Below are 23,100 nucleotides of genomic sequence, written 5' to 3'. Positions count from 1 at the left end.
GGTGTTGACCATGACAAGAGATCAATTATTAGCACTGGATGCAAAAGGCGAACAAGTGGATATGCAAACCTACTTTGAGGTCCAAAGGTTTGTCAATCGTGAAGCATATTTGTTAAATCATGAAAAGCTCGATGAGTGGATGGATAGCCTTGAAGAAGATTTGGTTTACTGGGCGCCAATTCGCGAAAATATTTTAAGAAGAAGTCGTACTCCAGAAATTACCACATCAAGAATGTCACTTTTTGAGGAAACAAAAGAAAGTATTCGTCTGCGCCTTAAGCGCGTTGATAGTGGTAGGTGCTGGACAGAAGATCCGCTAACTCGTCAGGTCACTGCGGTATCAAACCTTGAAGTGTTTCATACCAATAAAGAAGACGAATTTGAGGTACACACTGTGTTTACTTTATATCGTAGTCGCTTTGAGCGTGATGATTCGACACTAATGGGACGCCGTAAGGACATATGGCGTAAAGTTGGTCATGAATACCGCTTAGCAGGTCGACTCATTCTTCTTCAACAATCTACGTTATTGACTAAAAACCTCAACGTATTTATGTAAACGATCGGTGGAATATGCAAATGCTACAAAATAGACGTGTCATTGTTACTGGGGCAGGTAGCGGAATTGGCAAAGCAATTGTGACACGGTTTCTTAACGAGGGCGCAAAAGTTGTTGGCGTTGTTCGAAACTCTAAGCAAGTCGCAGAATTTAAGATTCACAATGCTTTTTGCTGTGTCGTTGGCGACGTTAATGATTATGCTACCAATGAAAAAGCGGTGGCTACTGCTGTGGAAAAATGGGGTGGCTTAGATGTTATGATAGCAAATGCTGGGGTTTAGGATTTCTTTAAAAAACTGCAAAAAATGACGCCTCAAAAGTTAGAAGACGGGTTTTCTCAAATCATGTCAACCAATGTCAAAGCCGTTTTAATGGCAGCACATGCTAGTCATACTGCGCTTAAAGAATCCAAAGGTTGTTTCATTACCACAGGGTCAAATGCCTGCTTCAGGCCTGGCGGTGGCGGGCCTCTGTATATTGCCTCTAAATTTGCACTGAGTGGCATCGTTGCTCAGCTAGCACTCGATTTTGCACCACACATTCGGGTTTGTGGTGTTGCACCCGGCGCCACTGACACACCTATTAAAGGGACTGATGGCTTAAATCAGAGCTATAAAGCAATGAATAGAGACCGTGATCGTATTGAGACTATGGGTAAACATATTCCACTTGGCCGTGTTTCTGCCCCTGAAGAACATACTGACCTATACGCCCTACTAGCAAGCGAAAATGGGGCACGATACGTGAAGGGAACTATTCTAGTAAGTGATGGTGGTCTATCCTCAGGGCAATAATAAAAAGCTACCCATTATATACCAACTCGTCATAAAATTAGTATTAAGTAATGAGAGTGTGACTATATGATATATACCGAAATACACCAAACCATCAAATTTTAAGCAATGAAAGGCTAAGCCCTGCCTCTCGGTTATTTTTTACTTACTGAAACCTCTCAATAAATTTACCGAGGAGTTTCAGTACTATTTGACCCATTACTATTTGGCCCATTGTTCTGCTAATACATATCCTTCACAGCTAAATAACCAAATAAGACATGTGAAATCCATGCAATACTTACCGATCAAACCTACCTAGTTTACCTATATAAAACCTTCGTTCATTGACTTGTTGATTATCTCGTACTATTCAAACCGAATAATTTTTTTTCAACCCTATTCCTCTTAACCGTTTTGACATATTAAGCCCTTATAGTACTCAAACACAATTCAACAACCTAGGATATTATAATGACTATTAGCACATCTCGCCGTAGTTTGTTAAAAGCTAGCGGTATTTTATCTGGAGCAGCATTTCTTGGTGGTTACAGCGCTAATGTTTTCGCAGCTACTTCTAGTAGCTCTAAATTATTAAAATTCAAACCATTAGCCGCAGCAACTACCGATAACGTTCGTGTCGCAGACGGCTACAAAGCCGATGTTCTGATCTCATTTGGTGATAAGATGTTTCCAAGTGCACCAGAGTTTAAAGACGACCGTAGCAATAAAGGGGCCGACTTCGAAAAGCTATTTGGTGAAAACAACGACGGTATGCAGTTTTATGAAACCTCAAACGGGAATGGGGTTTTAGCGATTAACAATGAATATCCTAACCACAATACATTATTTACCCATAAAGCAGACTTACCTAGAAATGCAGATGAGGTATTGAAAAGCCAGAATGTTTGTGGCCTGAGTATGATTGGACTAAAAACGAATGGCAAAAACAAAATGAAGTTTGATATTAACTCTCCATTAAATCGCCGTGTTACTGCCCATACACCAATGGCAGTTTCGGGTCCCGCTAAAGGTCATGACCTTTTAAAAACAGAAGCTGACCCGCATGGCAAGCTGGTATTAGGTACATTTGGTAACTGTTCAAGCGGAAAAACTCCATGGGGCACCTATGTGACTTGTGAAGAAAACTTTGATGATATGTTTGGTGCATCAAACGAAAAGATTATTGATGACAATATGAAACGTTATGGGGTCAAAGCTAAATCTAGCTATGGCTGGGAGTTATATGACGATCGCTTTGACCTAGGTAAAAACCCCAACGAGATTAATCGTTTTGGTTGGGTTGTTGAGATTGATCCACTAAACCCAAAAAGCACACCAATTAAACGCACGGCTCTGGGTCGTTTCAAACACGAAAACGTTGCTTTACAAGTTGCAAAAACTGGCCATGTAGTCGCTTACATGGGTGATGATGAACGTGGCGAGCGTATCTATAAGTTTGTGAGTAAAAACAAGTTTAAAGAAGGTGATGAGCAACATAACCGAGATCTTCTAGATGAAGGTACACTATACGTTGCTATCTTCAATGGTAGCGATGTGCCATTAAAGGGCAAAGGCAAATGGGTTGCTCTTGAGCATGGTAAAAACGGTTTAACCAAAAAGAATGGCTTTGCATCACAAGCTGATATAGCTATCCATACTCGTCAAGCAGCTGACCATGTCGGTGGTACCCAAATGGATAGGCCAGAGTGGATTGCTATTAACCCACTTAATGGAATGGTTTTCTGTACGCTAACTAACAACTCTAAACGTGGCGATACGTTTAAACCAAATGCTGCCAATCCCCGCACTGATAACATCTACGGTCAAATCATTCGTTGGCGTGAAACCAACGATGACCACACTGCAGAAACGTTTGAATGGGATATGTACGTTATGGCAGGCAATCCAAACGTTTATCCGAGTAATGACCCTCGCGCAGGTAGCAAGAACGTCACTAAAGAAAATACCTTCAATAGTCCAGATGGTATTGGCTTTGACACTACTGGTCGCATTTGGATTCAAACAGATGGTAAATACAGTAATGAAGGCGATTTTGCTGGTCAGGGACATAACTCAATGCTATGTGGCGACCCAATAACTGGCGAGATTCGTCGTTTCTTAACAGGTCCTAATTCATGTGAAATTACAGGTTTAACATGGGCCAATAATGAACGCACTATGTTTGTCAACATTCAACACCCAGGTGAGAAAAACGACTCTACTTTCCCGCATAAAGGTAAAACGCCACGCTCATCAGTCATCATGATTACTAAAGACGATGGCGGTACCATAGGTTCATAATGGGAGTAGGTTAATAATAAACCACTGACTTATTTTGTTCATTAGAGACTCCTACCCCATAAGTTATCCATAGCTTATGGGGTTCTATTTTTTATACCTACTTGTTGTAGTTATTTAGATTCATAATTCATAGGTATAGTCAAAGAAGTCTAAAATGGTTACAAGGCAACCGAGTGCAAGTACTACTGGAGTAGGCTTAACGAGGTTAACGCCGTAACCGTTTAGTAGTTCGCTGACTATAGTTATTTAGATTGATAAGTAGTTATTTAGATAGGTATAGGGTGTTGAAACTGCATGCGAACCCATATAATCAGGGAATAAATCATACTTTGCGCATGTTGTATAAAATAAAGAGTAATAACTTAAACCAGCAACCCAATGACAATAAAAAAACCTCAGCTTAAGCTGAGGTTTTTTATTATAAAATAAATCATTTAAAATTAGATGACGTTCACACCTTGCTCGATATACATCGCGTTTGTTTCATCATAACCGCGGTTATAATGATGGTAAACATTATAAACCGTGCCATCAACCTCTTGAGTACCTGTATTATACCAGCGAGCACTATCACCTTGAACGTAGCACCAACCATTCCAGTAAGTACCTGAAGTATCCATATCGATATCTACTGTATTGGCATTATCGCCTTTAATGAACAATACACCATCACGCGATTTGTCGTTAACTAGATCACGATAGTTGATAGATAAGTCGATATCGCATTTAAGGTCAACTGTCTCAATACCTTTAAAATCACAACTTGAGATGCTACTGTTATAATGTGAAGCGTTTGAAGTTAAGACTAGCGTATCAACTCCACTTCCACCATGAATAATACCATCAATATGTGATCCGCCAAATTCAACAGTATCATTACCAGCACCCATGTTCACATATGCTGAACCATTGCCGACACCGAACTGTGAATTAATAACTAACGTATCATCGCCATTACCCATGTCAACTTTAGCACAGTTATTTAGACCCTCAGCAGTAATCATATCATTGCCATCACCTGCATAAACTTTGCTGGAATGCTCAATGAAACGGCCGACTGTCATAACATCATTACCCGCTCCTAAGTCAACGACTGAACAATCTGCAACGTCTCTACCGATAGTCACTTGATCATTACCACTTCCTGCATTGACATAGCTTCTGTTATTTAAATCACAAGCAACTGTCAAAGTGTCATCATTGGTACCTAAATATATTTTAGAATTACCCCACACGCCACTAGTAATGTTAACAGCGTCGTGGCCAGAGCCCATATCTATAACACTACAGTCGGTAGCAAACTTGGCTGATAAAGTATCATCATTAGCGCCAAGATCAACTTTACTATACCCTCTAATAGCAGAGTCAATAACAACGTTATCTTGTCCTAAACCACCTTTAATAAGGCCGTACTGATATTTGTATTTACCACCTAAATCACAAGTAATATGAAGGTTGTTCACATCATTAGCACAATCGGCATCACTAGCTTCAGCATAACCATTTGCATATTTTGTGTCACCTGAACCCAAGTCAATCACAGCGCCATCTTTAACTGATCCGTAGACAACAACATCATCACTACCTGAACCCGTAAATATGCGGCCACCATTAACGCCTCTGCCACTTTCTTTACCATCAGCATTACCACCAATCACGATGGTATCATCTCCAGTACCAGCTAGAACATAAGCACGCGCATCTGTGTAACACTGCGCTGATCTTACATAAGCATTTAGCGAACCTTCTACATAGAAAGAATCATTACCTGCTCCAAGCTTAGTTACTGTGTAGCCATTTTGATTGCCACGCAATTGAACTAAGTCATCACCCTCAGCGGTATTTAACTGCCATACCACACAAGGATCACAGTAATCACGCTCAAAGTCGCCATCGTTAGGCGAATCGATCAAGTTACCATTACTATCAAAACCTTTAAAACCGATATAAACCTGATCATCTTTATCAGTAGTTAAGTAATTAATTTCACTACCTTTTTTACCAAGCTCATTATATGGTCCAGCAGTTTTGGTTAAATCATAACCTAAATGATGTAAGAAAATGGGTGCGGCTGCAAGACATACTGTGGCTTCGTCTTTGCCTGTATCACTCTCATTTCCTGCTGCATCTGTAATCGTGGCTTCGACCACCAGCTCTTCACCATCTTGGGGTGCAGGTACATCTACTTCTATAGATCCATTATTAATATCATGTTCCGATATAATAATTTCTTGCTCATTACCACCTACAATAACAGTTAGCGTATCCCCAACTTCAGCATCATTAGGTAATCCAATAGTAACGTTAACATTACCATTTTCATCAATCTCATCTTCACTAACTTCGTCATCACCATTACCAATGGTTACTGTTGGTGGCTGGGTAGCCGTGGTGTCTACGTTGTAGTCTTTAGTGGTTGATACAGTACCTGTATTACCAGCTGCGTCAGTGGCGTTAACAGATGCTTCTATAACACTGTCTTCGTCTGCTTTTAGGTCAGAACCTGCAACGTCTATGCTGTAGTTACCGTCTGCATCGATAGTGCCTGTGTATTCCACACTATTGATGACTAAGGTTACGATGTCGCCTTGGCTGAATTCGCCTGTCACTTTACCGGTTACTGAAACGGTAGTGCCAGCTTCTGCTGCATTTAAGATGTTGTCGTCGGTAATGTCGTTAACGCTGATTTGTGTAGTGTTACTATCAGGGCCTTCAACGTCTGCTGCTGGAGCTTTGTCACATGCTCTAGCACCTGTGTTGCCAGCTTTGTCAATAATGTTTGCTTCAACGGTTGCGCCAGGAACGATTTGTACGTCTTGACCATTATCGATGATGTCTTGAGTGACTGGGTACTCTACGCCATCAATGATTAAAGTGTCGCCGACAACTGTACCCTCTGGTACGCTAATTGTTGCGGTTATGGTGCCGTCTTCGCCTATTTCGTCTTTGTTATATACGCCGTCTTCGCCTGCATCTTCAAAGCTAATTGTTGGGGCTTTAGGAGCCAGCGTATCAACCTCTAAGTCTACTCTATAGCCTTCACCAGGCGAATAACTGACTGCACCAGCAAAGCTATTAGCTTTAATTCTAATATATCCAGAACCCTCAAAGTTATCCTTTGGCGTAACATCCACTGTCCAAGTTGTTCCATTATCTAAAGTTTGCAAATTGGAAAGAGAAGCGACTTCAGACACAAAATCATCAAGCTCAAAACCCAGAACCGGTTCTGAGAATGTTATATTTAGAGTAGTGGTTTCAAACTTAATTAATTTCATCTGATCTAGAGTGATATCTAAATAATTTACATTCATTTTAATCTCCATAATTAGTTTGTTTTTATAGTTAATGTTATATTTTGGTATTTACAAAATTAATTTGCAAATACCATCTTGTTAAAAAATTAGTGGGTTATAAAATTGGAGTATCATCAAGAGTATTTAGCGTAGTGTGAGTCATCATTAAGTCAGTAGAAACATCCATAGCGCTAGTAGTAGCCGCTATACCACTGTTTGTAGTCTGGTCAGAAAGTATCGCTTTATCTTGAGTATTAAGTACATCTTTTGCTTCAGGGAGCTTGGCTTCCATTGAAGACATCAAGCTAGCATTTTGAGGAGAGGGGTCCTTAACAACCTGTAAGTTTAATGTCGAAGTATATAAAGTTGCTCCATCATCAATTGCTTCCACCTCATAGGAGAAGATATTAGAACCTATGGTAATATCATTAGCCTCAGAGTTAGCACCTACCTCTGTCAAGAAGACTTCTAATTCACCAGTCTCTTCATTTGCATGGATTCTATAGTATCCATTCGCACTCATATCAGTGCCTGTTTCAACAAACTGATAACCATCAACCGTCTGTGTTAAATCAGAATTTGTACCTTCAGCTACCCCGATTGGTGCGTCCAATATAGTCGTCTGCCCTTCATAGTTTAAAGTTGTTTCAAAGTCAGGTTTTGTATAATGGGGTTGTTCAAATGAGGCTTCATTACCTGCTTTATCAGTTAAAGTAGCCGTTACTTCGCTGCCATCTAAAAGCCTGTCAGCAGCAAAACGAACTTCTGCATAGTCAGTAGCACCGTCCCCATCAGAATCAACATTAATCACATCAACGCCAACTTGAATATCAGTACCTGGTTTAACGATCCAGTTACCATTATCACCCTTAATCAACTCAAGTGTTTGAGCCGCATTTTCAGGACTATTAGGACTCGTTTCATCTGTGTAATTAATGGTAAGACTACTTAGATCATCATCGGTTGAGGTCTTAACAAGCGCACCACCGTTTGCAGTTTGCGGTATACCAGGAACGATAAGCTTATCTTCAAAGGTTGGTGGGGTAATTTCAGTATTTACCTCATAACTACGATCTGTACTTGCACTACCCGTCTTACCAGAATCGTTAGTTGTACTTATACTAGCTTCTATATTTGCATTAGCATCAGACGCTAACTCTAAACCTGGCACTAAAATGCTGTAGCTGCCATCTGCCGCTACTGTGCCTGTAAAGTCGCTACCGTTAATAGTTAAGGTAACGGTGTCGCCCTCATTAAAGTCGCCACCTACAGTACCCGTTACTAAAATGTCTGTTTCTGATTCTGCAGCATTTATCAAGTCATCTTCGGCTATCACATCTATGGCTATAGTTGGAGTAGGTTCGGCATCGGCATCAGCATCGGCGTCTGCATCGGCATCAGCATCAGCATCAGCATCAGCATCAGCATCAGCATCTGCATCAGCATCGGCATCGGCATCAGCATCAGCGTCGGCATCAGCATCGGCGTCTGCATCGGCATCAGCATCAGCATCAGCGTCGGCATCAGCATCGGCGTCTGCATCAGCATCAGCATCAGCATCAGCATCAGCATCAGCATCGGCATCAGCATCGGCATCAGCGTCTGCATCGGCATCAGCATCAGCATCGGCATCAGCGTCGGCGTCTGCATCGGCATCAGCATCTGCATCAGCATCGGCATCGGCATCAGCATCGGCATCAGCATCGGCATCAGCGTCGGCATCGGCATCAGCATCGGCATCAGCATCGGCATCGGCATCAGCATCGGCGTCGGCATCAGCATCTGCGTCGGCGTCTGCATCTGCGTCGGCATCAGCGTCTGCATCAGCATCAGCGTCGGCGTCTGCATCTGCATCTGCATCGGCGTCTGCATCAGCATCAGCATCAGCATCGGCGTCTGCATCGGCGTCTGCATCGGCATCAGCGTCTGCATCAGCGTCTGCATCGGCATCAGCATCGGCGTCTGCATCGGCGTCTGCATCGGCATCAGCGTCTGCATCGGCATCAGCGTCTGCATCGGCATCGGCATCAGCATCGGCATCGGCATCAGCGTCTGCATCGGCATCAGCGTCTGCATCGGCATCTGCATCTGCATCGGCATCAGCATCGGCATCGGCATCAGCATCGGCATCGGCATCGGCATCGGCATCAGCATCGGCATCGGCATCAGCATCAGCGTCTGCATCGGCATCAGCATCAGCATCGGCATCGGCATCGGCATCAGCATCAGCGTCTGCATCAGCATCGGCGTCTGCATCAGCATCAGCGTCTGCATCAGCGTCTGCATCGGCATCAGCGTCTGCATCGGCATCAGCGTCTGCATCGGCGTCTGCATCGGCGTCAGCATCGGCATCGGCGTCTGCATCAGCATCAGCATCAGCATCGGCGTCTGCATCAGCATCGGCGTCTGCATCAGCGTCTGCATCAGCGTCGGCGTCGGCGTCGGCGTCTGCATCAGCGTCTGCATCGGCATCTGCATCTGCATCGGCATCAGCGTCTGCATCGGCATCAGCGTCGGAGTCTGCATCAGCGTCTGCATCAGCATCAGCGTCTGCATCGGCGTCTGCATCGGCGTCAGCATCGGCGTCAGCATCGGCATCAGCATCGGCGTCTGCATCGGCATCGGCGTCTGCATCATCAGATCCAGACAAGCCAGTTACAGTAGTTGGTTCTTTTTCTGGGGCTTTACCAGTGGCTTTTATTTCCGAGCCGTCTGCAATTTCATTTGGGTCAATTGTTATCGTCCCTGAGTCAGGATTTAAGCTAACGCCATCTGGTAGTTCACCTTCTGGTGTCCATTTACCAGTTTCAGGGTCTTTGGTAACGACAACCGTTTCTCCATTACCATCTTCGTCTGTGTAGTCAACGGTAACAGAGTTATTATCTTCGCCAGGCGCTACTGTGACGCTACCATCGTCTTTTGGTGTGATATCGGGGGCGTCTGATTTTTCAGAAGAAGTCTCCTCCTTATTATCATCGTCATCATTAGCAATTGCTGCCCCAATTAATCCAAGCCCTGCTAGCCCGACTAACCAGGGTAAAATACTTGAATCATCAGTAGCTCCGACCCACCAAGGTGTCGCCTGTGGCTGACCACCTAAGGCCTGACCTTCAATATCACCAGCCGCAAGCTCAGTGACGTAATCTGCCACCTCGCCTGTATCAGGTATGTAATAGTAATAGTTACCGTCTTCAGCAATACCTATTAATGCGCTATTTGATTCATTATAAAATCCTTCAATGACCAAATCAGTATCTTTGCCTTCTGGATCGAATGACACAATTAAGTCGTTACCTTGACGATTAGTAATAATGTGATGGGGTGCAACGCCGCTAGCTTCATCGACTAGCTCGTAATTAACCTTACCCTCTGCTTTGATTACGGTGGGCTTGCCATCTTTAGTGACAACAGCATGTTCCGCTATAGTTTTATCTACTGTATTTACTTTCACGACAACTTTGTTCATATATTCTCCAGATAACTCTTTCATTAAAATGTTTTTATAAAAATTATTTGTAAATCAAAATTTGCATAATTGATTCATTGTAGACGTGATCTCAAGATTCTTTTTTTATGTAGCCTCTCTAAGCAATTAAGATGCCAAATTTCTAATAACTTTAAAAATATTTTTAGATCACTAATGCAGGATTCTCAAAATTTAGGATCAATCAAATATAGTCTTAAGTAAGAGCCTCGCTTAGAAAACTAATGGTTCACTTAACTGGTCAATAGATAGCAAATAGACAATAATTAGATGATTTTTCACTTCAAATAAATCTTCAATGTCAATAAGCAAGCTTCAGTGCTATCACACACTTCAAGCCTAATTTACTTAACTACTAATTTGCTTAACTATTTGTAATAACAAGGTTTTTTTGATTTCAGTACTTATTAGATATTAGGAATAAATGCATTTTAGAAATTAATGACTTTTATATGAGTTCATCATAATTAGTTGAAAAATGTGAATCAATTTTTCACACCTAATTTTATTTATTAGTTGATAGAGTGATTAAAATGGTGGACAAATGGAATATTAATTTTTTTTTAATCTTAGAATTGGCTTTTAAAACCGTATATCGGGGTATTTGATTTGAGGCATTTTAATGATGAAATCGCCACATTTATATTGAAGTAAAACTTAAATATAAATGTGGCGATTAGAGTTTTTTTTGCAAAAATTTCAATATCTTTTGAAATTAATTTTTGGATACTGAGTAAAGATATTTAAGACATTTTTAGTAGGTAAGTTGTGACAAATTTTAATAGAATTTAAAGGTGGTATTTGCCGCAATATGTCACATAGACAGTGGTAAATTTATGATGAGTCATCTCAAATAACTATTCGAATAACTACTCAGTTAAGTTAATAAAATAAATATGGTGTAAAATTAGTCATGTAACATAAAAATAGCCTCTTATATTTCTACCTAAATTAAACAACAAAACTTCACAAGCTAATTTAATATTGTTTATAGTGACATTTTGTACTTAGGTAACTCTATCTATTTCAATAAAATTGACATTTTTTACACCGACTTAAGAACATTTATGGCTTATATAAAGCGAAAATACCCAGAAAACTTTGCGCAATGCCTCTCTCCTTCATTGCGCTATATAAGAGTTTTCCCAAAAAACAATGTAAAAGTTCCTAGTTTATTAAGCGCCATTGCGATGGTATTTATAGCAACGGGGGCTTACGCAGATTCGACAGTTTTGCAAAATAACGGTGGCGATTTAGCTAGTTCGGCAAACATTAGTCAAATTGCCAAAAATTTAGAAAACAATGCTTACATGACTGTCCCTTTAGTGACCATTCAGGATCCGACCACTGGCATTGCTATTGATGACACTTACTCTATTGAAGTACCGGAAAAACTAAGCTTGTTACAGGCTCAACATGTGTTGGTACAAGTATCGCCTAAGCTTGCTGGAAATAATGCCGCTATTGCTGCTAATCAGCTGCAAGCAGAGGCTACTCAAGGATTGAATAAGCCACTGGTATTTTTGCGCGCAGGTGCTACACGCTATAGAGTGGACGCTGATATTGACTTGACTGGCATCAAATCAGGTATCAATAATGGTGTAAATAACAGTATTCATCAAGCGCTTGATGATATACCTAACCTAGACCCTAATGTCATACCTGATATTCCCTCTATTATTAGCAGTCGTATCCCTGATAATTATGACCTTAAGCGTGAATCGAGTAACGTCAGTGCAGGTGTTGCGGTGTTATGGCCTGTTTATACGGCAGGACGTACTCAAGCTATTACAGAACTAGCAAATGCCCGTACTGAAGAAAGCCAAGCAGATGCTCTGATAGATAACGATAGTTTGCAAACCACGCTGATTGAGCGTTATTTCACAGCTCAGCTCGCTATGATTGCTGCCTATCTGCGTGAAGATGCGCTAAATACTATCAAAGAAACGGATTACACGGCAGAACGGCTATTGCAAGAAGGTTTTATTTCACGTGTTGAAAGACTAGAGGCAAAAACTGCGCTTGCAGAAGCGGAAAGTGAGTCCATTAAAGCACGTCATGACGCACAGCTTGCCATGACGGCATTACAACGTTTATTACGCACGCCTAACCCCGTCAAACCAGTAACCCCTTTATTTGTATCGTCTAAGCCACTACCGCCTCTCGTTTATTTTCAAGATATAGCCTTGCACAACCATCCGGGACTTAAAAAGGTAGATGCAAAATACGCTCAAGCTGAATCATTAAACAACTTATCTGATACAGGGTATAAACCTACCGTGTCATTATTTGGGTATCATGAAATTGATGACGATCCAAGCTGGATTGCTGGCGTCTCTGCCAGCTGGAAGTTGTGGGGCGGTTTAGACAAACAGGCACTTAATGCGTCAGGTAAAGCTCAAATGCGTCAAGCCCTATTGGCTAAGATTGATGCCAGTGACAATATTTTGTTATTGGTCGAAAAAAATTGGCAGTCCGTTGAGAATGCCCGCATACGCTACCACTCTCTTAACAGCAATATATTATTCGCTCAAGAGCTTCTTCGTTTAAAGCAGATTGGATTACAAGAAGGCGTAAATACTGCACTGGACGTCGCCACTGCCCAGACTAAATACTTACAAGCGCGTACCGAACAGACTGCTGCAGCTAATGATTACGTACAGGCACTTGCAGCCCTTATGGAGAGTATCGGCACGCCAGAAGGGTTTAATGATTATATGGCAGCGGCTGATATCAAGCTACCTACGGTATACTAAGGTTGCTTTTTTCTCAATAATGGTTAAAAGCATCCTGTTATGGCTCTTAAAAAATAGAGTTTTTAGAAAAATACGGTTCTTTGAAATAGGGTTCTTAGAAAAGAACAGAATGCTTTCACACTCTAATACTAGATTAAATTTTATCTTCAGGATAAATGCATGAATGCTGTCAAAAAGCCTAGCCCAATAATGCTTAGAAATATTGTTATTACCCTCGTTGTGATTATCGTTATAGGGTTTATCATTTATGGTTTAAATAAGAGCGTTGATAGCACTGAAGAGCCCATTACCCTACAAGGTAAAATGGAAATGCAGTCTACTGCCATTGCTGCAAAAGTACCAGGACGAATTGCAAAAATATTGGTGACTGAAGGCGATAATGTAGAAGCTGGTCAGCAGCTTATTGAGATGGACTCACCAGAAATTAACGCAAAGTTAAATCAAGCTTACGCAGGTCGAGATATGGCACAAAGCCAACTTGATAAAGCAGAGAATGGCGCCAGACCACAAGAGATCGGGCAAGCCAAAGCGGCGTGGCAAGCCAACCAAGCCGCAGCGGACTTGGCTAAAAGCACTTATGAGCGAGTAAATCGTTTATACCAAGAAGGGCTAATGGCACGTCAAAAACGTGATGAAGCCTATACGCAATATACCGCAAATCAAGATAAAGCGGATGCAGCACGCCTACAATATGAACTGGCATTAGAAGGGGCGCGTGAAGAGGATAAAGAAGCAGCTAAAGCCCAAGTGGCTCAAGTTGATGCCAAAATAGAAGAGGCTAAAGTTGCCCAAGACGAAGCCAATCTGAAAAGCCCGGTATCTGGTATTGTGGATGATGTGATCATCAATCCAGGCGAGGTCATTGGTCAAGGAGTACCGATCATGACCTTAATAGATCCTAATCAACAATGGGTGGTACTCAACGTCACAGAAAATAATCTGAATTATTTTAATATCGGCTCTAAGTTTGTGGGCATCTTGCCAGCCTTATCGACATCAGACACTCCCTATCAAATGACGTTTGAAGTCTTCAACACCGCTTCAATGTCTGACTTTGCAACGTGGCGTGCTACCAATAGTGAAGACAACTATGATGTTAGAACCTTTGAGGTAAAGGCACGCCCAAGCACACCTAACGCAAAAGTACGCTCAGGAATGAGTGTTATTGTGAAGCTTCCGGCAGCGACATCGAACAAAAATGTAAATAATGCCAATTAATAGTGCGAGTGATAGGCTAGATTATGTCTGAGTCCAAAAGTAATAAGCCAAACGTTGTTTTTGGAGATGAAGACAATACCCACTCGTCACTATTGTCTGTCTTTTTGCGCAGCGCTCGCTATGAAGGTAGATTCTTACTTTACCACTCTTGGGATTACGTCATGTTGTTATGGCTGCCCCTATTAACTATTTTGGGTGTGTGGTGGATATTCTCTAAACCTTATATCATAGACTTGCCTATTGGAGTAATTGATAACAGTAAAAGCAGCTATTCACGTACCCTTACCCGATATTTAGACGTCAGCCCTGATTTAAAAGTCACTAAGAATTACCAGAATTTAGGTCAAGCTAAACAGGATATCTTGAGTCAAGATATTTATGGCGTGGTAATTATCCCCAGTAATTTTGCCGATAACATAAATCAAGGTGCACCATCACCGGTAATATTAAAAGTAAATGCTCAATATGGTTCACATTCAGGTATCGTACAACGCGGAGTACAAACGGTGGTAGGCACTGTCTCAGCGGGCGTCGAAATCCAGCGCAGTGTCAAACAGGGCAGTTACTCTGAACAAGCTAAAGTGTCCTATTCACCAATTGGCATAGAGCGCATTAGTTTATTTAACCTTGGGACAAGTTATCAACAGTTTTTAGCCTCTACCGTCATTCCTGCCCTTCTGCATATTCTAGCAATGATTATAGGCGCGACAACTATTGGGCGTGAGATTCGTGATAAGACCTTCTCTATCTGGTATCACACTATTATATATCCAGATTTGCCCTATCCAGATTTCAAACGTCTAAAACACATACCTCCTGAAAGGAAGCTGGCCTATATGCATGCCAATCTGCATCATAGCTGGCAATTGCCTACAGATTATTCAAAGTTGTCAGACTTAACATATAGCTTTGTGACAAAAAACTATATGTCTAATAGCTATACGTCTAATAACCGCTTACCAAACAACTATTTATCAAATAGCTATTTACCAAACAGCTATGTGTCTAATCGCTATGTGCCAAAATCTAAATACGATTATGAAGTCGATTTAAGTAAGAAAGTAAAACCGCGCATGCCAGTAAAGGTTTCGATTTTAGAACTGGTTGTTGGGCTTAATGGTAAATTAATCTGGGCATTACTATTTTATATGCTCTGGGGCGGGTTAGCCCTTACCTTAGCATCAAGCGCTCATCCCTCAAGCTTACTGTCAATTTTAATCGTTTATATCGCCTTTATGGCACTGACGATGATATCCCTGTGGCTAGGCGCAATTTTTAGTTTAATAAGCTATTCACTGCGTATGGGACTCTCAAGTGCAGCCTTTATTTCAGCGCCTTCTTTTGCCTTTGCTGGTGTGACGTTCCCACTTCTTGCGATGAGTGAAGGCGCACAGCGCTGGGCGAATGCGTTGCCCTTGACTCACTATCTCAAAATACATATTAGCCAGTTGCAAATGTTAGCCCCCATATCCATCGCCCTACCTACCCTTTTTGGGCTTATTGTTGCCGTCGTAGTTACCCTAGTGATCACAGCTTTACTCAGCCTTCGTGCCTTTAGAAATCCTGACCGCTGGGGAGCTCGCTAATGTCTACATCTGGAAATAAGCCTGAACCTGATTCAAACGCTAGTAATAAGCCTGAAGCTCATAGTTTTGAAGCTCATAGTTTTGAGGCTATTAGTTCTGAAGCTCTTAAGTCAACAGAAACACCAACAACGCAGGTGCAAAATCCGAGTCGATTGAGTAAAGACTCACAGATTACCCACCGCACTTTCTTGCAAGGATTGTTTGGTACTTATGCCTCTATTTTCAAAGATAAGGGCGTTATATTAATGTTAATTATTGCGCCTATTATCTACGGTTTTTTCTATCCGTGGCCTTACCGCGGTGAGGTGGTTAACGAGGTTCCCGTCGGTATCGTAGATCAAGACCACAGTAAACTATCTCAGACTATCGCTAGATATAGTCATGTCAGCCCCAATCTTACTGTACAAATGTATGCCAGCCAACAAGATGCTATTGAAGCGATGTATCATAATGATATTGCTGGGTATCTCATTATTCCAAAAAACCTAGAAAGTGATGTTTATGCCAATAAACCTACGCATGTGACTATATTAGGTAATAACAGTTATTTTTTATTAAACAAACAAGTACAGCTTGGTTTTACCAAAGCCATAGGGACTATCTCAGCGGGTGTTGAAATTAAGCGTAGCGTCGCAAAAGGCGCCTATATGGAAACGGCTAAAGTCAGTACTCAAGCCATACCACTGCGTATCGATCCTATGTTCAATCGCTCAGAGGGTTATGGTGCTTATGTCGTGCCTGCCGTTGCCATTTTGATTTTGCAACAAACGCTGCTGCTAAGCACTGCCTTACTTATAGGCACTTGGTATGAGAATAAGCGACAAAATGCTAGCGCCTCTGGATGGCTGGGGCGTATTTTAGCGCTATCTTCGATATCCTTTTTGATGGCTTGTTTTTATTATGGCTGGGTATTTACGGCTCAAAATTACCCACGTGGTCATAACATGCTTGGCACGTTATTTTTTATGGCAATATTTTCACCCGTCGTTGCCACGGTAGGTTGTTTATTAGGCATGTGGTTTAAAGAGCGTGAACGCAGCATGCAGATTCTTATCTTCAGCTCGCTCCCTATGTTCTTTGTTAGCGGTTATCCATGGCCTGTAAGTCAGTTACCTGTACCGTTGCAATACGTACGTTGGTTATTCCCTACTACTTCAGGTATGAACGCCTCAGTGCAGCTAAATCAGATGGGCGCCTCACTATCACAAGTTAGTGACTACCTGTATCATCTTGGCGCACTGGGTATCGTTACCTATATATTATTACTTTGGGCGCAGCGCCGCCAAATTAAACGCGCCAGTAAACGCTAATTACTCTTTAAGCTCAATTGCACTTTAAGCCTAATATCCCTTTAAGCCTGACGCCCTCATTCTTTTAATAAAGAGCGAGCGTTAACCTCATTTAATATCCTGTGATTACATTAAATGAGGTTAACGCTCGCTTTTTTTATTTTCACTGTCTTTCCACCTTTGCTGCACACCCCTTCCTTATATGCCCTTTAATATACTGGTTATTCGGTCAACAAGACTAACAATACCGTTATCAAACGCACATTAAGGATACCTTATGCAAAAAACCCTATTTATCAAACTCTCAATCATCGCAGGGCTGTGTCTCATTTTTGCCATTGGTCTGAGTATGATTGGTTCTTTAATTTCTGAAAGGCAACAATACTCAGATAATGTGATTAGCGAAATTGCCCAACAACACGTCAATCCACAACAAGTTATTACCCCTTTTATTGCTGTTCCAACCACTGTTACACCTAAATGTGTCGATGAAGATACCTCCTCTACAGCACCACAAACTGCAGATAGTACTAATAAAAAAGCGAAATGTAGAGCACCTTACACAGTAATAGAGAGCCTTTTTGCTACTCAAACATCATCTAAGCAAAACCTTGACGTTGATACTGATACCTATAAGCGAGGCATCTATCATGCCACCAGCTATAAGGGTAACTTAAGTTTTGATCAAAGTTATACCTTTAAGAAGGGCAATACAACGGATCGGAACAACAATGCCATTGGATCAAACTTTGCTGAAGAACACCCTACAGTTGATGCAGAGACACATGACACTACCATCCATTGGAATAAAGCGAGACTTATCATTCCAGTGTCAGACTTACGCGGTGTGACCACGTTGCCCACAGTTACTATCAACAAAAGCCAAATCAAAGCCACTTATCCAAAGTCCTCATTGCTGAACAATTTAAGTTATGTCGAAGCGCCATTACCTTCCTCGGTCATCAATAAATTGTCAGCCAAACAATTAAAAGCAACTCCCGAGAAGACCGAAGCCTCAAGACTTACCGCAGGTTCAACGTCTCTATCTGATTCAGACAACAAAATCTCTTTTAAAGTATTAGTGAAGTTACCCTTGTCCGGTATTAGTACGTTAAATACAGTGCCAACGGGTCAAAACTTTGAATTGACCATGGATAGTAATTGGCATGCACCCAACTTTATTGGTCAAGCGTTACCTGTTTCAAAAGAAATATCTAAAGCAGGATTCAATGCCAATTGGCAAAACCAATATCTAACCATTGCTAACAATCAACGCATATCCAATTGTTTGGGGAAGTCCGACTGCAAAATTAGAACGTATGCACCTTTAAATCCAACGCAGAGTGACTATGACGATGCTTACCGATATGCTGAACAAGCCGTTATCGCAGCAGAAGGTACTAATGCAAACACTGAACTTAGTGGTTTTGGGGTAAGTTTTGCTGAGCCTAATGATGTTTACTTACAAACCGAACGCACGATGAAATATGCGCTGCTACTCATACTGGTGTCATTTGGTACTTTCTTCTTATTTGAAGTCATAAAATCAAGCCGAATTCATCCCATTCAATATCTACTCGTTGGCTGTGCATTATTAACCTTCTACGTCTTACTACTGCCGCTTGCTGAGCAAATTGCCTTCTGGATGGCATATACCATTGCAGCTACTGCCAGTGTAGGGTTAATCGGTTGGTATTCTTACTACCTGCTTGGTAGTGGCAAACGCGCCGTCATGTTTACCGCTATTTTGGGCGGTCTCTATGCTGCATTTTACGGCATATTAACCACTGAAGACTTAAATCTACTGCTTGGTGCACTGTTCTGCTTTGCTCTACTGGCCTGTGTCATGGTTATGACTCGGAAAATTGACTGGTATAACGTTGCCTAATCAGATTGCTTGATTACATGGCTTAGATCAGACCATGCATAAAAAAACCACTCAAACCTAAGTGGGGTTTGAGTGGCTTCCATCAAATAAACCTATTCAAAAAAGATTAATTAAAGACAAGGGAATATCATGTCATTACTAACATACCCCCATTTACCTAACATAACGCCAAATAGTCATTTTGAGTTTGAGAGTATGTGTGAGATTAACAGTCCTTTAAACGAAGCCATAGGTCACACAGAAGACAACCCCCTACCCTCTAATCAAATAGCATTATGGATTGGACTAAGTCATCGGAAGTGTCTCAATATCATTGATCAATATCAGCTAACCATAACCAGCTTTGCTCACTGGCTGTATATCTCAGAACTAGACGTGATACTGTCATTTAAACATCAACAATGTATTAAAGCAGGTAAAATATAGCTAACTATGATTGATAAAAAAATAAGCCTACTCAATTAACTCCTATTTTTATACTATTTATTGTCAATGCCAGTATGTTTTGTGAATACCAATATTTCATTATTCGCTGGCATCTGATACTGACGCTTTAATGCCAAATGATGTTGCTCTGCTAAGCCGATAATATCTTCTTTATCACGGATACCACTGTTTGGATCACGCTGACGCAAATGAGCATCAAACTGCCGATTACTGTCGCTACTATAATGTCCATTTTCATTAAATGGTCCATAAACAATCAACTTACCATTTAACGGTAACGCCTCTCCGACTAATTTAAACAATCGCTCTACCAAAGGCCAAGCAATAATATGTAACGTATTGGCCGTAAACACAGCGTCATAAGGCTGACCAGTTACCGAACTAGGGATTGGATCCTCTCTTAAGTCGAACGCTAAAGGCGCATGCAAATTGGATACAGGATGCTTTTCATGCCATGCTTTAATGACATGATGATTATTAACAACATCGCTAGTCTGCCACTGCAAATGTGTTAATTTTGGTGCGAAGTAAACGCTATGTTGGCCTGTACCCGACCCAATCTCTAAAACCTGATGGTAGTCTTGCAGCTCTTTTTGTAGCACATTTAGGATGGGCTGTTTATTATTCTCACAGGCTTGCGAAAATGGCAGTCTATTTTCATGACGGGTATCTGTATTTACAAGATTTTCTTTATTCATAACACCTCCACCCTAACGAATTGACGAAATTTGGATTAATAGATACCTGCTTCAACACCAGCGGCTAGCGTCATCGCAAGCTCTTCTACTTGAGCCGTAAATGCTTCCTGCCAATCGCCTTTTAATATTAGGGCATCTTGCACCCACTCCCAACGTAGACCTGTAGTAATGGTTTTTAAAGCTCGTTTCGTCCCTGTGCCATCTTGCCCTGCACGAATATATACGGCAAGCGGTAAACCTTGCTTTTTCTCAAGCACTGGATAATAACAACGATCAAAGAAATCTTTAGTCAGCCCTGCCATATAGGCTAAATTTTCAGTCGTCCCTATCAGAATAGCATCGGCAGCCAGCACATCTTCAGGTTGCGTGTCTTGTGGAGATTTAAGAATGACATTAATATCTATGTCAGGATGATTGGCACCTTCAAAAGCGGCTTGTGCCAACTTTTGGGTGTTAGGAGAGGGGGCATGCGCTATGATGAGTAGGGTTTTGGTTGGCATTTTTGTTGTCAATTTAGTGTAAGGGGAATTATTTGATTATAGATTTAGTATGCCTTGTTTCTCTCCAAAGGTAGCCATTTAATCATAATTACCATTTTATGCTCTTAGTATATGGCAGATCTCGAGACTTCTCAAAATTTGAAATTTTCTTTAGTACTTTAGTTGTAATAGATAACTGCCATCTACTGCTGTATTAAGATTATGAATCTACTAAGATATCAATAGTATTTGGATCGGTAAAGCGTATAAGCTCAATATTACAAAACCTTTCACTTTCAAATTTAGTTATCTTGGATATTTCATCATGATACGAGCACAATGTTAAATGCTTACCTGCAACTACAGCCCATTTATTACTGGTATCAATTAACCCACAAGATCGAGAGCCATGAACATCATCTATAAATAAAACGTCATTTTTATTTTTTATCTATAAGTACTACATGTTCAAGATGATGTGACAAACACAACTTTTGTGTTTAATCGATTATAGTCATATGATTCGTAATATTTCAAATTTGAATATAAGTATAAGTAGTACCAAAATATCCGTTTTTATATGGTTAATTATAGAATCTAATTCTTAACAGTGTAATTCTGGCACGAATATTATAATCCTATTATCTTGTATAATGTGTATATACCATAACTGAGAAACAACGTGGATAAAAAAACAGATATTCAGCAATTTGTATCGACCCATCAACTGCCAAGTAGCTATAAAGATATAGCACAACAATGGTTCGAACCCTTATGTGAACGGGTATTACAGCATCAGCATCAACATGATTCGTCAAAACCGTTTATCATTGGCGTTACAGGGTGCCAAGGCTCTGGTAAAACTACTTTAAGCAGCTTTATCAACACCTATTTAACGTCCGTACAGGGTAAAACCGTCGTGTCCCTATCGATAGATGACTTCTATCTGGATCAAACTGCCAGATTGGCTTTGGCGAATACGATTCATCCCTTATTAAAGACACGTGGTGTCCCCGGAACACATGATATAGAGTTAGCGTTAAGAACCTTCAACCAATTACGAAATGGCACTCCCACACAGCTTCCCCGCTTTGATAAGTCAACAGATAACCCCTACTCTGTAAATGAGTGGCCAGTTATTAATACTGTACCAGATTTTATTATCTTAGAAGGCTGGTGCGTGGGCGTCAAACCTCAGCCAGAAGCAGCGTTACAGCACCCCATAAACAACTTAGAAAAGACGGATGATCCACAAGGTATTTGGCGTTCATTTGTCAATAGACAACTTGCTGATGATTACCAAGCCCTATTTAATATGATTGATTACCAAATTATGTTAAAGGCACCGTCGTTTGATTGCGTCTTTAACTGGCGCTTAGAGCAAGAGCATAAGTTAAAAAAAGCGGTGGCTTCTCATAACGACAAGCATCAACTGGCGATTATGACTGAAGCTCAAATAGGGACCTTTATTGAGCATTATCAAAGACTAACTGAACACGCTTTAAAAACGCTTCCTGAACAATCCGATACTGTATTTTTTCTCGATGAAGCAAGAACCATTACCCATCAAAAAGTGTCTAAATAGCTTAAAAATCATTCGCATAATTAAATGTGACGTCTTGATTGATATCAGGGTGTAAGCTCTTTGCCACAGGACAAGTCAATGCTGCCGCTTCTATCACTTTACGAGTACGCTCGTCAAAATTTTGAGTGAATTCAATATTGACCTTCACTTTACTCACGCGACGTGGATCAGCCGCCATTACCTTAGTCACTTCAGCTTTCGTACCAACAACATCCACATCCATAGCAGCGGCCTTAATACCGATAATGGTCAACATACAACTGGCCAAACTGGACGCTAACAGATCAGTTGGAGAAAACGCTTCCCCTTTTCCATAATTATCCGTTGGCGCATCCGTAATGATTTGATTGTTTGATTGAAGATGTAAAGCTTGGGTACGTAGATTGCCTTGGTATTGGACGGTTGATGTGATCATATGAAGTCTCTTATGTAAAAATATTAGTTTAAATTAGTTCTCATGTTGCATTTCACTTTAATTCACTACACTTAAGAGTATAAAAAATAAAACTGAACATTCCTATATTGGAATAATATTAGTGATTATTCAGTTTGCAATAATAAAAGGAAACTAACGCAAAGGAAAAAGCCCCCCTTCGAATGAAGGGGGGCTTTTAGGTATAGGGAGCTGACGATGACCTACTCTCACATGGGCGGACCCACACTACCATTGGCGCTACGATGTTTCACTTCTGAGTTCGAGAAGGGATCAGGTGGTTCCATCGTGCTATTGTCGTCAGCAAA

Annotated in this window: 14 protein-coding genes, 1 rRNA gene and 1 pseudogene; 10 read left to right on the top strand and 6 right to left on the bottom strand. The window is 41.1% G+C overall.

Going from position 1 to position 23,100, the window contains the following annotated elements; all coding sequences use genetic code 11:
• The first annotated feature begins 10 nt into the window (after positions 1-10).
• The 3 genes and pseudogenes from AC2SLL_RS00080 to AC2SLL_RS00070 all read left to right on the top strand — a co-directional run bounded on the left by AC2SLL_RS00080 (position 11) and on the right by AC2SLL_RS00070 (position 3,636).
• Positions 11-559, top strand: a complete 549-nt coding sequence (locus AC2SLL_RS00080; protein ID WP_486529639.1) for a 3-phenylpropionate/cinnamic acid dioxygenase subunit beta — start codon at positions 11-13, stop codon at positions 557-559.
• 14 nt (positions 560-573) lie between these two features.
• Positions 574-1,353 (top strand): annotated as a pseudogene (locus AC2SLL_RS00075) (SDR family NAD(P)-dependent oxidoreductase).
• A 453-nt stretch (positions 1,354-1,806) separates the two neighbouring features.
• Positions 1,807-3,636 (top strand): PhoX family protein, encoded by a 1,830-nt coding sequence (locus AC2SLL_RS00070; protein ID WP_486529638.1) that lies wholly within the window; start codon positions 1,807-1,809, stop codon positions 3,634-3,636.
• 440 nt (positions 3,637-4,076) lie between these two features.
• Here the strand turns inward: AC2SLL_RS00070 and AC2SLL_RS00065 are convergent, their stop codons facing one another.
• Positions 4,077-6,947 (bottom strand): Ig-like domain-containing protein, encoded by a 2,871-nt coding sequence (locus AC2SLL_RS00065; RefSeq protein ID WP_486529637.1) that lies wholly within the window; start codon positions 6,945-6,947, stop codon positions 4,077-4,079.
• 97 nt (positions 6,948-7,044) lie between these two features.
• Positions 7,045-10,395, bottom strand: coding sequence for a hypothetical protein (locus tag AC2SLL_RS00060; protein ID WP_486529636.1), 3,351 nt, complete (start codon positions 10,393-10,395; stop codon positions 7,045-7,047).
• A 1,085-nt stretch (positions 10,396-11,480) separates the two neighbouring features.
• On the opposite strand from AC2SLL_RS00060, the gene AC2SLL_RS00055 reads away from it, so the two are divergent.
• The 6 genes from AC2SLL_RS00055 to AC2SLL_RS00030 all read left to right on the top strand — a co-directional run bounded on the left by AC2SLL_RS00055 (position 11,481) and on the right by AC2SLL_RS00030 (position 19,576).
• Positions 11,481-13,169: a TolC family protein gene (locus AC2SLL_RS00055; RefSeq protein WP_486529635.1), complete on the top strand. Its 1,689-nt coding sequence runs from the start codon at positions 11,481-11,483 to the stop codon at positions 13,167-13,169.
• Between the two features lie 159 nt (positions 13,170-13,328).
• Positions 13,329-14,387 carry an HlyD family secretion protein gene (locus tag AC2SLL_RS00050; RefSeq protein WP_486529634.1) on the top strand — a complete coding sequence of 353 codons (1,059 nt, stop codon included), beginning with the start codon at positions 13,329-13,331 and terminating at the stop codon, positions 14,385-14,387.
• Positions 14,388-14,410: 23 nt separating this feature from the next.
• Positions 14,411-15,973: an ABC transporter permease gene (locus AC2SLL_RS00045; RefSeq protein WP_486529633.1), complete on the top strand. Its 1,563-nt coding sequence runs from the start codon at positions 14,411-14,413 to the stop codon at positions 15,971-15,973.
• Positions 15,973-17,283 (top strand): ABC transporter permease, encoded by a 1,311-nt coding sequence (locus AC2SLL_RS00040; protein ID WP_486529632.1) that lies wholly within the window; start codon positions 15,973-15,975, stop codon positions 17,281-17,283. The genes AC2SLL_RS00045 and AC2SLL_RS00040 overlap by 1 nt, the downstream gene beginning before the upstream one ends.
• Before the next feature lie 256 nt (positions 17,284-17,539).
• Positions 17,540-19,150: a cell envelope integrity protein CreD gene (gene creD / locus AC2SLL_RS00035; RefSeq protein ID WP_486529631.1), complete on the top strand. Its 1,611-nt coding sequence runs from the start codon at positions 17,540-17,542 to the stop codon at positions 19,148-19,150.
• Positions 19,151-19,279: 129 nt separating this feature from the next.
• A complete protein-coding gene (locus tag AC2SLL_RS00030) occupies positions 19,280-19,576 on the top strand; it encodes a hypothetical protein (protein WP_486529630.1) in 297 nt (98 codons plus the stop codon).
• A gap of 53 nt (positions 19,577-19,629) precedes the next feature.
• Here AC2SLL_RS00030 and AC2SLL_RS00025 read toward each other — a convergent pair whose 3' ends face one another.
• Both AC2SLL_RS00025 and AC2SLL_RS00020 read right to left on the bottom strand, forming a co-directional pair.
• Positions 19,630-20,295 (bottom strand): DUF938 domain-containing protein, encoded by a 666-nt coding sequence (locus tag AC2SLL_RS00025; protein WP_486529629.1) that lies wholly within the window; start codon positions 20,293-20,295, stop codon positions 19,630-19,632.
• Between the two features lie 35 nt (positions 20,296-20,330).
• Positions 20,331-20,795, bottom strand: coding sequence for a flavodoxin family protein (locus AC2SLL_RS00020; RefSeq protein ID WP_486529628.1), 465 nt, complete (start codon positions 20,793-20,795; stop codon positions 20,331-20,333).
• A 661-nt stretch (positions 20,796-21,456) separates the two neighbouring features.
• Here AC2SLL_RS00020 and AC2SLL_RS00015 point away from each other — a divergent pair.
• Positions 21,457-22,359: a hypothetical protein gene (locus AC2SLL_RS00015; protein ID WP_486529627.1), complete on the top strand. Its 903-nt coding sequence runs from the start codon at positions 21,457-21,459 to the stop codon at positions 22,357-22,359.
• Between the two features lies 1 nt (position 22,360).
• Here AC2SLL_RS00015 and AC2SLL_RS00010 read toward each other — a convergent pair whose 3' ends face one another.
• On the bottom strand, positions 22,361-22,774 hold the full coding sequence (locus AC2SLL_RS00010; protein ID WP_486529626.1) for an OsmC family protein: 414 nt from the start codon (positions 22,772-22,774) through the stop codon (positions 22,361-22,363).
• 208 nt (positions 22,775-22,982) lie between these two features.
• Positions 22,983-23,097 (bottom strand): 5S ribosomal RNA (gene rrf, locus AC2SLL_RS00005).
• Between the last annotated feature and the right edge of the window lie 3 nt (positions 23,098-23,100).

It is taken from the genome of Psychrobacter sp. CX97, assembly GCF_057396285.1.
The sequence above is the reverse complement of the archived record's forward strand: the minus strand, read 5'-3'. Positions and strand labels throughout refer to the sequence as shown.

What these genes read in the sequence shown, in the direction of transcription:
- AC2SLL_RS00080 (WP_486529639.1), top strand. Translation starts at nt 11, where the DNA reads ATGACAAGAGATCAATTATTAGCACTGGATGCAAAAGGCGAACAAGTG.
- AC2SLL_RS00070 (WP_486529638.1), top strand. Translation starts at nt 1,807, where the DNA reads ATGACTATTAGCACATCTCGCCGTAGTTTGTTAAAAGCTAGCGGTATT.
- AC2SLL_RS00065 (WP_486529637.1), bottom strand. Translation starts at nt 6,947, where the DNA reads ATGAATGTAAATTATTTAGATATCACTCTAGATCAGATGAAATTAATT.
- AC2SLL_RS00060 (WP_486529636.1), bottom strand. Translation starts at nt 10,395, where the DNA reads ATGAACAAAGTTGTCGTGAAAGTAAATACAGTAGATAAAACTATAGCG.
- AC2SLL_RS00055 (WP_486529635.1), top strand. Translation starts at nt 11,481, where the DNA reads ATGGCTTATATAAAGCGAAAATACCCAGAAAACTTTGCGCAATGCCTC.
- AC2SLL_RS00050 (WP_486529634.1), top strand. Translation starts at nt 13,329, where the DNA reads ATGAATGCTGTCAAAAAGCCTAGCCCAATAATGCTTAGAAATATTGTT.
- AC2SLL_RS00045 (WP_486529633.1), top strand. Translation starts at nt 14,411, where the DNA reads ATGTCTGAGTCCAAAAGTAATAAGCCAAACGTTGTTTTTGGAGATGAA.
- AC2SLL_RS00040 (WP_486529632.1), top strand. Translation starts at nt 15,973, where the DNA reads ATGTCTACATCTGGAAATAAGCCTGAACCTGATTCAAACGCTAGTAAT.
- creD (WP_486529631.1), top strand. Translation starts at nt 17,540, where the DNA reads ATGCAAAAAACCCTATTTATCAAACTCTCAATCATCGCAGGGCTGTGT.
- AC2SLL_RS00030 (WP_486529630.1), top strand. Translation starts at nt 19,280, where the DNA reads ATGTCATTACTAACATACCCCCATTTACCTAACATAACGCCAAATAGT.
- AC2SLL_RS00025 (WP_486529629.1), bottom strand. Translation starts at nt 20,295, where the DNA reads ATGAATAAAGAAAATCTTGTAAATACAGATACCCGTCATGAAAATAGA.
- AC2SLL_RS00020 (WP_486529628.1), bottom strand. Translation starts at nt 20,795, where the DNA reads ATGCCAACCAAAACCCTACTCATCATAGCGCATGCCCCCTCTCCTAAC.
- AC2SLL_RS00010 (WP_486529626.1), bottom strand. Translation starts at nt 22,774, where the DNA reads ATGATCACATCAACCGTCCAATACCAAGGCAATCTACGTACCCAAGCT.